Source organism: Pseudomonas sp. P9_2 (assembly GCF_034008255.1).
GTDB classification, from domain to species: domain Bacteria; phylum Pseudomonadota; class Gammaproteobacteria; order Pseudomonadales; family Pseudomonadaceae; genus Aquipseudomonas; species Aquipseudomonas synxantha_A.
In genome coordinates this window covers 4397779-4412166 of the sequence record NZ_CP125376.1, presented here as the reverse complement: position 1 = coordinate 4412166, position 14388 = coordinate 4397779, and the positions used below count along the sequence as shown (strand labels likewise).

The 14388-nt window shown below is 60.4% G+C and carries 10 protein-coding genes; 8 read left to right on the top strand and 2 right to left on the bottom strand.

Translation table 11 applies throughout. From position 1 onward, the window contains the following. The first annotated feature begins 61 nt into the window (after positions 1–61). The 7 genes from QMK52_RS19750 to QMK52_RS19720 all read left to right on the top strand — a co-directional run bounded on the left by QMK52_RS19750 (position 62) and on the right by QMK52_RS19720 (position 10007). Positions 62–1462, top strand: coding sequence for a transglycosylase SLT domain-containing protein (locus tag QMK52_RS19750; RefSeq protein ID WP_005788751.1), 1401 nt, complete (start codon positions 62–64; stop codon positions 1460–1462). Positions 1463–1673: 211 nt separating this feature from the next. Beyond that, a complete protein-coding gene (locus tag QMK52_RS19745) occupies positions 1674–3503 on the top strand; it encodes an extracellular solute-binding protein (protein WP_005788753.1) in 1830 nt (609 codons plus the stop codon). Further along, positions 3500–5338 carry an extracellular solute-binding protein gene (locus QMK52_RS19740; protein ID WP_005788754.1) on the top strand — a complete coding sequence of 613 codons (1839 nt, stop codon included), beginning with the start codon at positions 3500–3502 and terminating at the stop codon, positions 5336–5338. Before QMK52_RS19745 ends, QMK52_RS19740 begins: the two co-directional genes overlap by 4 nt. Continuing rightward, positions 5339–6412: a microcin C ABC transporter permease YejB gene (locus QMK52_RS19735; protein WP_005788756.1), complete on the top strand. Its 1074-nt coding sequence runs from the start codon at positions 5339–5341 to the stop codon at positions 6410–6412. 1 nt (position 6413) lies between these two features. Beyond that, the gene (locus QMK52_RS19730; RefSeq protein WP_005788757.1) at positions 6414–7433 is read left to right on the top strand and encodes an ABC transporter permease; all 1020 of its coding nucleotides are present in this window, start codon (positions 6414–6416) and stop codon (positions 7431–7433) included. Between the two features lies 1 nt (position 7434). Continuing rightward, entirely contained in the window at positions 7435–9036 is a 1602-nt protein-coding gene (locus QMK52_RS19725) for an ABC transporter ATP-binding protein (RefSeq protein ID WP_005788759.1), read from the top strand. A 77-nt stretch (positions 9037–9113) separates the two neighbouring features. Beyond that, entirely contained in the window at positions 9114–10007 is an 894-nt protein-coding gene (locus QMK52_RS19720) for an AraC family transcriptional regulator (RefSeq protein WP_005788760.1), read from the top strand. Here QMK52_RS19720 and QMK52_RS19715 read toward each other — a convergent pair. Then, entirely contained in the window at positions 9949–10536 is a 588-nt protein-coding gene (locus tag QMK52_RS19715) for a LysE family translocator (RefSeq protein ID WP_032803577.1), read from the bottom strand. The genes QMK52_RS19720 and QMK52_RS19715 overlap by 59 nt on opposite strands. 173 nt (positions 10537–10709) lie before the next feature. Between QMK52_RS19715 and QMK52_RS19710 the strand changes: the two genes are divergently transcribed. Next, complete coding sequence (locus QMK52_RS19710; RefSeq protein WP_320403284.1) at positions 10710–12167, top strand: alpha/beta hydrolase; 1458 nt, start codon at positions 10710–10712, stop codon at positions 12165–12167. Positions 12168–12225: 58 nt separating this feature from the next. Here QMK52_RS19710 and QMK52_RS19705 read toward each other — a convergent pair whose 3' ends face one another. Then, positions 12226–14295: a PTS sugar transporter subunit IIC/EAL domain-containing protein gene (locus QMK52_RS19705; RefSeq protein ID WP_005788763.1), complete on the bottom strand. Its 2070-nt coding sequence runs from the start codon at positions 14293–14295 to the stop codon at positions 12226–12228. Positions 14296–14388: the final 93 nt, after the last annotated feature.

The following is a 14388-nucleotide window of genomic DNA, read 5'->3' as shown; positions in this document are numbered from 1 at the left end:
CCGGAACCAAAGCGCTTTCTAGAATCGCCCGACATTTTTGCCCGGAACTTACTTCCAGCCAATGTCGTCATCTATTCGTAAATCCATTTCTTCAGACGCATTGACCCGCCTGGCTCAAGCCGTGGCGGTGGCCGTTTCCGCAACTCTGGCGGGCTGCCAATCGACTAATTACGCTGCACAATCCACCGTGCAACCCAAACCCAATCTTGCTGCCAAGATCAAGCAAAAACCTATTTGGCTATCAGAGAAGCCCAGCCCCGAAGTGCCCCAGGATGTCTGGGAACGCATGCGTCGGGGCTTTCAATTGCAGGACGGTGTAGGCGTCAACCCACGCATCGAGCAACAGCGTCTGTGGTTCGCCAGCAACCCGTCCTTTCTGGAGAACGCCGGTGAACGCGGCAGCCTCTACATTCATTACATCGTCGAACGCCTTGAAGAACGCAACATGCCTCTGGAGCTGGCCCTGCTGCCAGTGATTGAAAGTGCCTACAACCCGATGGCTTATTCGCGCAGCGATGCGGTCGGCTTGTGGCAGTTCATTCCCTCCACCGGGCGCTACTTCAACCTGCGCCAGACCCGTGCCTACGACGGCCGCCGCGACATCACCGCCTCCACCACCGCCGCCCTGGACTATCTGACGCGTCTGCATGACATGTTCAACGGCGACTGGCTGCTGGCCCTGGCGGCTTATAACGCCGGCGAAGGTACGGTCAGCCGGGCGATCGAGCGCAACGAAAAGCTCGGCCTGCCCACCGATTACTGGAACCTGCCCCTGCCCCAGGAAACCAAGGACTATGTGCCCAAGTTCCTGGCCCTGTCCCAGGTGGTTCTGGCGCCAGAGGCCTACGGCGTCAACCTGAACCCGATTGCCAACACGCCGTACTTCGAAGTGGTTGAAGTCAAGCAAAGCATGGACCTGTCACGGGTTGCCGCGTTGGCCGAGATCGACGAAGACGAACTGTTCCAGCTCAACCCGGCCCTGAAACAACGCACCACCCTGGACGGCCCCCAGCATTTGCTGGTGCCGACCTCCAAGGCGCAGCTGCTCACCAGCACCCTTTCGACGATGAAGCCGGAAGAATTGCTGAGCATGCGCCCCAAGAAGCCGGTGTTCGACGAAGTCGAGACCAAGTCGGTGGCCGGGCGTACCCGCAGCTACAAGGTGCGCAGTGGCGATAACCTTACCTTGATCGCCAAGGCCAACAAGGTCGACGTGCATGACCTGCAACGCTGGAACAAGCTCAACGGCCAGGCACTCAAGGTCGGCCAGACCCTGGTGATGCAGGATACCCGCAAGGCCGTCGCTAAAAAACCGGTGCAGTACAAGGTCAAGAAAGGCGACTCGTTGTACATGGTCGCCAAGCGTTTCAACGTTGAGATGCAACATCTCAAGCGTTGGAACCCACGCACCGGCCAGGCACTGAAACCGGGGCAAATGCTGGTGGTGTCGGGGCCAAGATAAGGCCCTCAAGAACACCGAGGAGCTAATGTAGGAGGGGGCTTGCTCCCGATAGCGATGTGTCAGCCAGCCTGGTATTGACTGACACACCGCTATCGGGAGCAAGCCCCCTCCCACATCGGCCTATAGCCAATTTCAAGATGCTTTTTCCAACCGGAACAAGCTGTTACTGTACCGATCATAAAGCCCAAGCCGCCTGGATCGGATCTCTGACTTGAAGCGTCCTCTCCTTCTACTAACAAGTCTGGCCTTGAGCTTTGCTGCGAACGCGACGATTACCGAGAGCCACGGTTACGCGCAGTTCGGCTCACTCAAGTACCCGGCCAAATTCACCCATTACGATTGGGTAAACCCTGCAGCGCCCAAAGGCGGCACACTGCGGGTTATGGCCTTTGGCACCTTCGACACGCTCAACCCCTATACCTTCAAGGGCACCAGCCCGGTTTCCACCGGCAATTTCCTGCAATACGGCGTCAATGAGCTGAACGAACCCTTGATGGTCGGCACCGGCCAGTACGCGCCGTCGGGCGACGAGCCCACTTCCAGCTATGGCCTGATTGCCCAGTCGGTGGAATACAGCGAGGACCGCAGTTGGGTGGTGTTCAACCTGCGCCCCGAAGCGCGCTTTCACGACGGCAAGCCGATCACCGCCGCAGACGTGGCGTTTTCCTATCGCACGCTGTTGACCGAAGGCCATCCGCAATACCGTACGAGCCTGCAGGAAGTGGCCCGGGTCGATATTCTCAACCGCCACCGCATCCGTTTTGTATTCAAGCGCGCGGGCAACCCGTTGCTGATCCTGCGCCTGGGCGAACTGCCGGTGCTGCCCCAACACTATTGGAAGGACCGTGACTTCAAGGCCACCACCTTCGAGCCGCCGCTGGGCAGTGGACCGTACCGCATCACCAAGGTCGCCCCCGGGCGGCAGTTGGTGTTTGAACGGGTCAAGAATTACTGGGGCAAGGACCTGCCGGTCAACCGAGGCTTCTACAACTACGACAAGGTCGAGGTAGAGTTCTATCGCGACAGCGACGTGGCTTTTGAAGCCTTCAAGGCTGGTGAATTCGACATTTACATCGAGCATCAGGCCAAGAACTGGGCCACGGGCTACAACTTCCCGGCGGTCAATCGTGGCGATGTGATCAAGGCGCAGATTGCCCACCAGATCCCCACCCAGAGCCAGGGCCTGTTCATGAATACCCGGCGGCCCGCCTTCAGCCAGGCCAAGGTCCGCGAAGCCCTGGGGTTGATGTTCGACTTCGAGTGGACCAACCGCACCCTGTTCAGCAGCGCCTACAAGCGTTCGGTGAGCTATTACCCCAACAGCGAATTCTCGGCCACCGGCCTGCCCGTGGGCCATGAGTGGCTGATGCTCTCACCCTATCGCGACCAACTGCCGGCCGCACTGTTTACCCAGCCGTTCAGCCTGCCGCAGACCGACGGTCGCGGTATCCCCCGCGACACGCTGCGGCGCGCCCTGACACTGCTCGGCGAAGCCGGCTGGAAACTGTCGGGCCAACGCCTGCTCAACAAGGATGGGCAACCGCTGCGCCTGGAGATCCTGCTGGTCAACCCGAACCTTGAGCGCATCCTGCAACCTTATGTCGAAAATCTGACCCGCATCGGCATCGACGCCCGCTTGCGCACCGTCGACCGGGCACAGTACAAACAGCGCCTCGATCAATTCGATTTCGACATGATTCTGATGACCCTCAACCAGACCTTGAGCCCGGGTCTGGAGCAGTGGCAGTACTTTCACTCCAGCCAGGCCACGATCAAAGGCAGCAAGAACTACGCCGGCATCACCAACCCGGTGGTCGACCATCTGTTGGATCAACTGCTGGCGGCGCAGACCCGCGAAGAACAACTGGCGGCCGGCCGCGCCCTGGACCGCGTGCTGCTGTGGCAGCACTACAGCATTCCCAACTGGTACCTCAACTATCATCGCCTGGCGTACCGCAACCGGTTCGCCTTCGTTACCACGCCGCCCTATAGCCTGGGCCTGAGTGCGTGGTGGCTGAAAGCTTCGGAGAAAGCCCAATGATGTCTTTGCGTACTACCCTGCTCGCCAGCCTGTTGCTGTGCACCGCGGCCCAAGCCGCCCCGCAACACGCGCTGACCCTCTACAACGAGCCCCCCAAGTACCCCGCCGACTTCAAGCATTTCGACTACGTCAACCCCGACGCCCCCAAAGGCGGCACCTTCCGCGAATCGGCCATGGGCGGCTTCGACAGCCTCAACCCCTACATCAGCAAGGGTGTGCCGGCGGATAACCTGCCTTTGATCTACGACACCCTGGCCATGCAAAGCCTGGACGAGCCCATTACCGAATACGGGCTGGTGGCGGGCAAAATCGAAAAAGCCCCGGACAACAGCTGGGTGCGTTTCTACCTGCGCCCCGAAGCGCGCTTCCACGATGGCCATCCGATGCGCGCCGAGGACGTGGTGTTTACCTTCCAGACCCTGATCAAGGACGGTAACCCGCTTTATCGCAACTACTACGCCGATGTCGACGAAGTGGTGGCCGAAGACCCGTTGCGTGTGCTGTTCAAGTTCAAGCGCACCAACAACCGCGAATTGCCGCTGATACTCGGGCAGTTGCCGGTACTGCCCAAGCACTGGTGGGCGACCCGCGACTTTTCCAAGGGCAACCTGGAAGCTCCCCTGGGCAGCGGGCCTTACCAAGTGGCGCAGGTCAAACCCGGACGCATGATTCGCTACGAGCGGGTCAAGGACTACTGGGCCAAGGACCTGCCGGTCAACAAGGGTTTCTACAATTTCGACACCCGCATCACGGATTACTACCGTGACAGCACCGTGTCCCTGGAGGCATTGAAGGCCGGGCAGTTCGATTACTGGCTGGAGTTCAGCGCAAAGAACTGGGCCAACGCCTACAACATTCCAGCGGTGACCCAGGGCCGACTGATCAAGGAAGAGATTCCCAACGGCAACCCCACCGGCATGCAGGGCTTTGTGTTCAATATGCGCAAGCCGATGTTCCAGGATGTGCGCGTGCGCAAGGCCATCAGCCTGTTGCTGGATTTCGAATGGAGCAATAAGCAGCTGTTCAACGGCGCGTACACCCGAACCCGCAGCTATTTCGAAAACTCGGAAATGGCCGCCACCGGTTTACCTGGCCCGGATGAACTGGCGATCCTTGAGCCTTTGCGCGACAAGATCCCGCCCGAAGTCTTCACTCAGGCGTTCGAACCTTCCAAAACCGACGGCAGCGGCATGATCCGCACCCAGCAGCGTGAGGCTTACCAACTGCTGCAAGAGGCAGGCTGGAAGATCGTCGACGACAAGATGGTCGATACCACCGGCAAGCCGGTGACTATTGAATTCCTGCTGGCCCAGACCGAATTCGAACGCATCCTGCTGCCGTTCAAGCGCAACCTGTCCGACCTGGGCATCGACCTGGTGATTCGCCGAGTGGATGTCTCGCAGTTCGTCAACCGCCTGCGCTCACGGGATTTCGACATGCTGGTGGGCAGCTTCCCACAGTCCACCTCGCCCGGTAACGAGCAGCGCGAATTCTGGAAATCCTCCAGCGCCGACAAGCCCGGCAGCCGTAACTACATGGGTCTCAAGGATCCGGCCGTTGACCAACTGGTCGAAGAGCTGATCGATGCCGGCTCGCGCCAAAGCCTGATTGCCCACGCCAGGGCGCTCGACCGCGTACTCCAGTTTGGTTACTACGTGGTGCCCAACTGGCACATCAAGACCTTCCGCGTGGCGTACTGGGACCACTTGGGTCATCCCAAGGTCTCGCCACGCTACGACGTGGGCACGGCCACCTGGTGGGCCAAACCCGATGTCAAACCGGCGGTCTCCCTGGACACCACACAAAACGCCGATGCGGCGAGCGGAGGCGATTGAATGCTGGCCTATATTGTTCGCCGCCTGTTGCTGATCATTCCCACGCTGTTCGGGATTCTGCTGATCAATTTCGTCATCATCCAGGCCGCCCCCGGCGGGCCGGTGGAGCAAATGATCGCCAAGCTGGAAGGCTTCGACGGCGCCACCAGCCGCATTGCCGGGGGCGGGGCCGAAGTCGCGGTGGCCGGCTCCAGCTACCGTGGCGCCCAAGGCCTGGACCCGGCGCTGATCAAGGAAATCGAAAAGATGTACGGCTTCGACAAATCGGCGCCGGAACGCTTGTGGATCATGGTCAAGAACTACGCCCGGCTGGATTTTGGCGACAGTTTTTTTCGTGACGCCAAGGTCATCGACCTGATCAAGGAAAAGATGCCGGTGTCCATTTCCCTCGGGTTATGGAGCACCCTGATCATGTACCTGGTGTCGATCCCTCTGGGGATCGCCAAGGCCACGCGACACGGCAGCCACTTCGATGTGTGGACCAGCTCGGCCATCATCGTCGGCTATGCGATTCCGGCGTTCCTGTTTGCGATCTTGCTGATCGTGGTGTTTGCCGGCGGCAGTTATTTCGACTGGTTCCCCTTGCGCGGGCTGACCTCCAACAACTTCGACGAGTTGAGCGTTGGCGGCAAGATCCTCGATTACTTCTGGCACCTGGCGCTGCCTGTCACCGCACTGGTGATCGGCAACTTCGCGACCATGACCCTGCTGACCAAGAACAGCTTTCTCGACGAGATCAACAAGCAATACGTGGTCACCGCCAAGGCCAAAGGGCTGACCAACCACCGCGTGCTCTACGGCCACGTCTTCCGCAATGCGATGCTGCTGGTGATCGCCGGCTTCCCCTCGGCGTTCATCGGCATCTTCTTTACCGGCTCGCTGCTGGTGGAGGTGATCTTCTCCCTCGACGGCCTGGGCCTGATGAGCTTTGAAGCGGCCATCAACCGCGACTATCCGGTGGTATTCGGCACGCTGTTTATCTTCACCCTGCTGGGACTGGTCGTGAAACTGATCGGTGACCTCACCTATACCCTGGTCGATCCGCGTATCGACTTCGCCAGCCGGGAGCATTGAGATGAACCTGTCCCCCCTCAATCGCCGCCGGTTCGAGCGGTTCAAGGCCAACAAACGTGGCTGGTGGTCGCTGTGGCTGTTCCTGATCCTGTTCGGGCTGAGCCTGGGCGCCGAGCTGATCGCCAACGACAAACCCCTGGCCGTACATTACGACGGCGACTGGTATTTCCCGGCGCTCAAGCGCTACCCCGAGACCACCTTCGGCGGCGAATTCCCCCTGGAAGCCAACTACAAGAGCCCGTATATCCAGGAACTGCTCAAGGCCAAGGACGCCTGGACCTTGTGGGCGCCGATCCCGTTCAGCTACCAGAGCATCAACTACGACCTGAAGGTCCCCGCCCCTGCGCCCCCTTCAAGCGTGAACCTGCTGGGTACCGATGACCAGGGGCGTGACGTGCTGGCGCGGGTGATCTACGGCTTTCGCGTATCGGTGCTGTTTGCCCTGACCCTGACCGTGCTCAGCTCGATCATCGGCGTGATTGCCGGCGCGTTGCAGGGGTTCTATGGCGGCTGGGTCGACCTGGCCGGGCAGCGCTTTCTGGAGATCTGGTCGGGGCTGCCGGTGCTCTACCTGCTGATCATCCTCGCCAGTTTCGTGCAGCCCAACTTCTGGTGGCTGCTGGGGATCATGCTGCTGTTTTCCTGGATGAGCCTGGTGGATGTGGTGCGCGCCGAGTTCCTGCGCGGGCGCAACCTTGAGTACGTGCGCGCAGCGCGGGCGCTGGGCATGCAGAACGGCGCGATCATGTTCCGCCATATCCTGCCCAATGCGATGGTCTCGACCATGACCTTTCTGCCGTTCATCCTTACCGGCGCCATCGGCACCCTCACCGCCCTGGATTTCCTTGGCTTCGGCCTGCCGGCGGGTTCGCCGTCGCTGGGTGAATTGGTGGCCCAGGGTAAATCCAACCTGCAAGCGCCGTGGCTGGGCATGAGTGCCTTTGCCGTACTGGCGATCATGTTGAGCCTGCTGGTGTTTATCGGCGAGTCCGCTCGCGATGCGTTCGACCCGAGGAAATGAGATGAATCCGGACAATCTGATCGAAATCCGTGACCTCAGTGTCGAGTTTGTCACCGGTGAACATCACCACCGCGTGGTCAACCAGGTGAGTTTCGACATCAAACGGGGTGAGACCCTGGCGCTGGTCGGCGAAAGCGGCTCCGGAAAGTCGGTAACGGCCCACTCGATCCTGCGGCTGCTGCCCTACCCGTTGGCGCGACACCCGAGCGGCACTATCGAATACGCCGGGCAAGACCTGCTGACCCTTAAAGAAAAGACCCTGCGGCATATTCGCGGCAACCGCATTGCAATGATCTTTCAGGAGCCGATGACCTCGTTGAACCCGCTGCACTCCATCGAGAAGCAGATCAACGAAGTACTCGGCCTGCACAAGGGCCTGACGGGCAAGGTCGCTACCCGGCGCACCCTGGAGTTGCTGGAGCTGGTGGGCATCCCCGAACCGCACAAACGCCTCAAGGCGCTGCCCCACGAATTATCCGGTGGCCAGCGCCAGCGGGTGATGATCGCCATGGCGTTGGCCAATGAGCCGGAGCTGCTGATCGCCGATGAGCCGACCACGGCCCTGGATGTCACCGTGCAGTTGAAGATCCTGGAGTTGCTCAAGGAGTTGCAGGCGCGGCTGGGCATGGCGCTGTTGCTGATCAGCCACGACCTCAACCTGGTGCGACGCATCGCCCATCGCGTGTGCGTGATGCAGCAAGGTTGCATCGTGGAGCAGGCCGAGTGCGAAACATTGTTCCAGTCGCCCCAGCACCCCTACACCCAGGAATTATTGGCAGCAGAGCCCAGCGGCGGCCCGGCCGGCAATGAGGTCGGCCCAGCGTTGCTGGAAGTAGACGACCTGAAAGTCTGGTTCCCGATCAAGAAGGGCTTTTTGCGCAACACCGTGGATTACGTCAAGGCGGTGGACGGCATCAATTTCAGCCTGCCCCAGGGGCAAACCCTGGGCATCGTCGGTGAAAGTGGCTCGGGCAAGTCCACCCTGGGCCTGGCGATTTTGCGCCTGATCGGCAGCAAGGGCGGGATACGCTTCGAAGGCCAGCAACTGGACACGCTTACCCAGCAACAGGTGCGCCCGTTGCGCCGGGAAATGCAGGTGGTGTTCCAGGACCCATTCGGCAGCCTGAGCCCGCGCATGTGCGTCAGCGAAATCGTCGGCGAGGGCTTGCGCATCCACAAGATGGGCACGCCTGACGAGCAGGAAGCAGCGATTATCGCAGCGCTCAGGGAAGTGGGCCTGGACCCCGAATCCCGTCATCGCTACCCCCACGAATTCTCCGGTGGCCAACGCCAACGTATCGCCATCGCCCGCGCCCTGGTGCTCAAGCCGCGCCTGATTTTGCTGGACGAGCCCACCTCCGCCCTGGACCGCACGGTACAACGCCAGGTGGTTGAGTTGCTGCGCGGCTTGCAGGCCAAGTACAACCTGACGTACCTGTTTATCAGCCATGACCTGGCGGTGGTGAAGGCGCTCAGCCACCAACTGATGGTGGTCAAGCAAGGCCAGGTGGTGGAGCAAGGCGATGCCAAGGCGATTTTTGCCGACCCACAACATGCCTACACCCGCCAGTTGCTCAAGGCCGCCTTTTTGGTACCTGCCTGACATCACATCAAGGCTGACGCCACGGGCGGTGTGTGTAAAGATCAGCCCTCGATCTCTCAAGGGATGGAACCACCGCCATGTCGCTGAACACCACTGCCCGCCCCGCTCAGGCGCCTTGTTTCTGGCGTGACGAACGCGTGCCGTTTATCGAGGCGCGCACCATTGCCGACGGGCGCAAGGTTACCTATACCCGGCACGCCCATGAGCACTTTTCCATCGGTGCGATCACCACCGGGCGCAGCTATTACCACTACGGCACACAAACGTTCGAGATCAGCGCTGGCACCGTGGTGCTGATGAACCCCGGCGACGTGCACGCCTGTAACCCTATCCAGAATGAGCATTGGTCCTATCATATGCTCTACCTGGATACACCCTGGCTGACCGACCTGCAGCACCAGTTGGGTTTCAGCACCGACCAGGGTTATCGCCCGTTCAGCACCCCCTATACCCGAGACGTCTCGCTGTATAACGGCTTATTGGCGTTGTACCGACTGTTGGTGGATGAGCAGGCCGAACTGCTGCACAAACAGAGCGCGCTGGTAGGTTACTTCAGCGAAGTCCAGCAGCGTTTGAACCCGTCGCTTACGCCGATACGAGAGGTCAATCACAAGCTGGAGCGTGCGGCGGACTTCATCCGTGAACACTGCACCGAGGCGTTGAAGCTGGAGGACATTTGCCTGGCGGCCGAGCTGTCGCCGTCGTACCTGATTCGCGCGTTCAAGCAATATTACGGGCTGACACCCCATGCCTTCCTGGTCAATCGCCGTATCCAGTTCGCCCGCGCTCGATTGCGCGACGGCGAACTGATTGCCGATGTCGCCCTGGCCGCAGGCTTTGCCGACCAGGCGCACTTCCAGCGCACGTTCAAACAACACTTTGCCGCCACGCCCGGGCAGTACCGCGAGAACCTCAAGCCATCAGCAAATAACCCACACTGGCCACCAGCAACGCGGCCATTGAGCGGTTGAACAGGCGCACGCCCTGCGGGTTGTTCAAGTAGCGACGCAAGAACGTCCCGGCATACGCCCAGCACGCCACCGACAGGTAGCAAATCACCAGGTAAAGCGCCGCAAACAGCCATACCTGCCCCGCATCGCCATCGGCCACGAACAACCCCATCCCGGCCACGCAGGCCAGCCAGGCTTTGGGGTTGAGCCATTGCATGATCGCGCCGTACAGCATCGATGGCGCGGTAGCGGCGCCTTCAGCGTCAAGGCGACCGTCATCCATCGCCAGTTTCCAAGCCATATACAACAGGAAAGCCACCCCGCCCCACTGGATTACCTGAGTCAGTATCGGCCAGCGCACCAGCACTTCATGCAGCCCCAGGCCGATCAGTACCAGCAGTAAAGTGAAGCCGACTGCCGCGCCGAACACATGTTTCTGGCTGGCGGCAAAGCCAAAGCGTGCACCGCTGCTCAGGGCAACCACGTTGACCGGGCCAGGGGTAATGGAGGTGGCCAGGGCGAAAGCAGCCATGGAAATGATCAAGCTCATTGCAGTCCCTTCTTGTTAAGTCAAACACAGGTGACTTCACGGTAAAGGCTCTGACACTACGGATATTGAACAAAATGCCCCTTGGCGAACATTTGTGGTGATTCTGTAAAGGCGTGATTCCAGACCACCTATCTCGGTTAAGGTAAGCGCCCTTTGGCCTTGACTCACTCTTCATGTCAACACTCAAGCACCTGCTGGTACTGCTCCCGCTGATCATCATGTCCCAGTCTGCCCACGCCCAGCCCGGCGCTGTGCGTTGGCAGCCGTGCACCAACAGCCCCTTCGACAATTGGTTTGACGCTGAGCCACCGGAGGATCTGCTGTGCGGCTATGTTGAGGCGCCTTTGGGATATTCGGGCAACGCCAAGGCGGACAAGGTACGACTCGCGCTGACCCGCTTGCCTGCCACCAGCGTCAAACAGGGCAGCGTAGTGGTGATCAGCGGGGGGCCGGGTCTGCCCGGGATCAACCCCTTCCTGGCCGATGACGACACCGTGGCCAGGCTCACGCGCTCCTACGACATTATCGGCTACGACCCGCGAGGCGTGGGGCAGTCAACACCGAAGATTTCCTGTGCCTTGCCCGAGCGGGACGAAAAAACGGTCATCGACGAAAACGACGCTGGCGCCTTGGAAGCCCAGGTCCGCAAAACCCTGGCCGCCTGCATCGAACATACAGGCGCAAAGGTCTTGCAGCACATGGGCACCGACGACGCGGTCAATGACCTTGATGTGATCCGGGCTGCGTTGGGCGAACCCGGTTTAACCGCAGTAGCCTACTCCTACGGCACCCAGGTCGCGGCACTGTATGCCGAACGTTTTCCAGCGCAAACCCGTGCATTGGTGCTGGACGGTGTGGTGGACGTTTCAGAGGACGATTACACCCAGCTACTGAATCAGGCTCGCGGCTACCAGCAAACCTTCAAACGCTTTGCAGCGTACTGCGCAAAAAACCGTGACTGCCCTTTACCGTCCGATGAGGCGGGAGCGACCAAGGCGTTTCATCAACTATTACGCCAGGTATACGACACAGCCTTGATCACGCCCGATGGGGACGAAGTGACCGCCGACGACCTATTGACCACCACTCAAGCGCTGCTGCTGTGGTCCGACCGCTGGCCCGAGCTGATGGCTTTGTTGCACAAGGCCAACGATGGGATCGCCGATGAACAGGTAGCCGGGCTGATTGACGAAAACGTCGGGGAAGATGCCGATGATGCCCTGAGCGTAATCTCTTGTGCAGACGTCGCAATCCCGGGTCGCGATGTTCAGTTATTGCGCAAGCAGAGACAGGCGATTCGAGAGGCCTCGCCCTTCACCAATTACCTGGCGGTGCAGCAGTCGGGCTTGGAACTGTGCGACCTGTGGCCATGGCGCGGCACACTTTCAGCCCACGTGCCGGTGGCCGCACCGAGCCTGCCACCGTTGCTGTTTGTCGGCCAGCGATTCGATCCGACTACGCCCTACATCAACGCGCGGCAGATGGCGAAATGGTTTAAAAGCCCACTGGTCACCCGTGAGGGAGACGGGCACACCCTGGTGCTCAACGGCATCGACCGCTGCGTGGACGAGGCTGTCGTCGACTATCTGCTGGCGCCTCGTGAGACCAGAACGGACAAGACCTGCCGCTAGCCAAGTGCCGAGTGGTGGGGCAAGAGCGTCTGGCTATCCGGTCGTCCCAACCGCCGGATCAAACCACCGCCGCCCGCTCGCGCACAAAGCGCGGCAACTGATCACCCGGCAATGCCTTGCTGAAATACCATCCCTGGATAAACAACTCAGGTCCCGTACTCAAGAACGCCAGTTGCTCGGCAGTCTCCACCCCCTCCACTACCACGCCCAGGTTCAACGCCTCACAAAACCGCAACATGCCGGTCAGCACCTGGGCGCCCTTGGGGTCGCGCTGGGCCACCACAAAACTGCGGTCGATCTTGATAAAGTCCACAGGAAACTGGTGCAGGTAACTCAACGCGGAAAACCCGGTGCCAAAATCATCGAGATACACTTTTGCTCCGGTGGCCTGCAGTTTATGGATGGTTTGGCGGGCGGCGGGAATATCGCTGACCAGCGCATCTTCGGTGATTTCCACCGACACTCGGCCATCGGCCTGGGCAAGAATTTCCACCAGGCGATCACCATAGGCGGCGTCCTTCAAGGTGGCACTGGAAATGTTGATGGTCATGGGCAGTTCAAAGCCGATCTTGCGCCACTTCTGATACTGGCGCACGGCCTGGGACGCCACCCACACGTCCACGTCCGGCATCAGCCTGGCTTGCGCCAGCCATTGCAGGAACTCCCAGGGTGAATGCACCGTGCCGTGGCTGTCCCGGGCGCGCATCAATGCCTCGCACCCGGTGCACAAGCCGGTACGGGTAGACACCTGGGGTTGGAATTCAAGGTAGAACTCGTAATCGCTGATCTGCTGGATCCGGCTCAATTCAACGGCCTGCCGCGCCAGGGTCCGGTGGGAGGCCATTACCGGGTCGAACTCCAGCAGGCGGCCTTTTTCTTCGAGGCCGCGAAAGGTCATGTCCAGAGACTTGAGGTAAACCGTGCCACCGTCGATGGACTGACGATGAATGGCCCGCACGTAGGGCGCATACACCAGCGTGCCCAAGCCCAACAGCAACACTTGCAGGGCCACAGCCGCCACGTCGCCATGGGTGCTGAGGTAGGCATTGAGCAGCACCGGCGCGGTAAACGGCACGCTGGCCACCGCCGGCGAGACCCAGCCCAATTGCACCACCGTCAATGCCACCATCGCGTTGAACGCCGGCACCAGTAGAAACGGTATGAACAAACGCGGGTTGAGGATGATCGGCAAGCCAAACAACAGCACCTCGCTGACGTTGAATAACGACAACGGCAAGCTGGCGATCGCCAGCAACCGCATGGAGTGGCTGCGGGAGAACACCAGGATCGCCAGCAGCAGGCACAAGGTAGCGCCCGATCCGCCGATAAACGCAAAACTGCCGAGCAGGCCGTTATTGAGCAGGTATTGGACCGGCTGCCCCGCCGCCAGCGCCGCACCATTAAGCACCACGGCCTGGTCCAGTACATCGAACAACGGCTGCATGGCATAGACGCCGTGAATGCCGAAGAACCACAGCAGCGAATTCATCAGCGTTACAAACAACCCAGTGCTGTAAGGCGATTGCAACGCATCGAGCACCCGGGGCCCCTGCAATTGCGCCACGTAGGGAATCAGCAACAGCAACGTCAGTATCATCACCAGTGACAACGCCGTGATCGCGCCAGGGATCACCATGTTGATGGTGCCCTTGAGGTTATGCCCAACCAGGTCTTCGTTGACCAGGCGTGTCCAGCGAAAACGGTGCAGCCAGGCAATGGCCGGCACATTGATCAAGGGCGAAGCGATGGCAATAAACAGCAGGAAGGTGGCCGACGCCCGGGGATACTCGCGCAATACGAACGTGGCAACCACCACGTGGGCCAGGCACAGGAAGGCGACCGGCAGCTGGGGCAGGCGATGCTGGATCGCCAACATGTAACCGATGGAGGCCGCAACCAGCAAGGGAATCACCGAGCTGATCTGGTTGTGCAACCCCGCCAGGAAACTCACTACCGGGGGGGCGAACCCCAACGCCTGGGCGCACTCGGACAGGATCAGGAATCCGGCGGATACCAACAGACACGGCAGTATCCACAACAACCCCTCGCGAATCGCACGCAACGACTCGGTGCTGGCCAAGGCCGCCAGGCGCTGGGTAAGGAAAAGTTTGAACAGCGTTTGCGCCATGAGCCGTCCTCTGCCCGTCACCTATTGCCGCTGGAAGCCAGGGCCGGAAACACACGCTAACGCTACACGCCCTGAGAGCAGGAGCGAAAGACT

Bases quoted from the DNA above. Each gene is read 5' to 3' on its own strand.
- QMK52_RS19750 (WP_005788751.1), top strand. From the start codon at position 62: ATGTCGTCATCTATTCGTAAATCCATTTCTTCAGACGCATTGACCCGC.
- QMK52_RS19740 (WP_005788754.1), top strand. From the start codon at position 3,500: ATGATGTCTTTGCGTACTACCCTGCTCGCCAGCCTGTTGCTGTGCACC.
- QMK52_RS19735 (WP_005788756.1), top strand. From the start codon at position 5,339: ATGCTGGCCTATATTGTTCGCCGCCTGTTGCTGATCATTCCCACGCTG.
- QMK52_RS19730 (WP_005788757.1), top strand. From the start codon at position 6,414: ATGAACCTGTCCCCCCTCAATCGCCGCCGGTTCGAGCGGTTCAAGGCC.
- QMK52_RS19725 (WP_005788759.1), top strand. From the start codon at position 7,435: ATGAATCCGGACAATCTGATCGAAATCCGTGACCTCAGTGTCGAGTTT.
- QMK52_RS19720 (WP_005788760.1), top strand. From the start codon at position 9,114: ATGTCGCTGAACACCACTGCCCGCCCCGCTCAGGCGCCTTGTTTCTGG.
- QMK52_RS19715 (WP_032803577.1), bottom strand. From the start codon at position 10,536: ATGAGCTTGATCATTTCCATGGCTGCTTTCGCCCTGGCCACCTCCATT.
- QMK52_RS19710 (WP_320403284.1), top strand. From the start codon at position 10,710: ATGTCAACACTCAAGCACCTGCTGGTACTGCTCCCGCTGATCATCATG.
- QMK52_RS19705 (WP_005788763.1), bottom strand. From the start codon at position 14,295: ATGGCGCAAACGCTGTTCAAACTTTTCCTTACCCAGCGCCTGGCGGCC.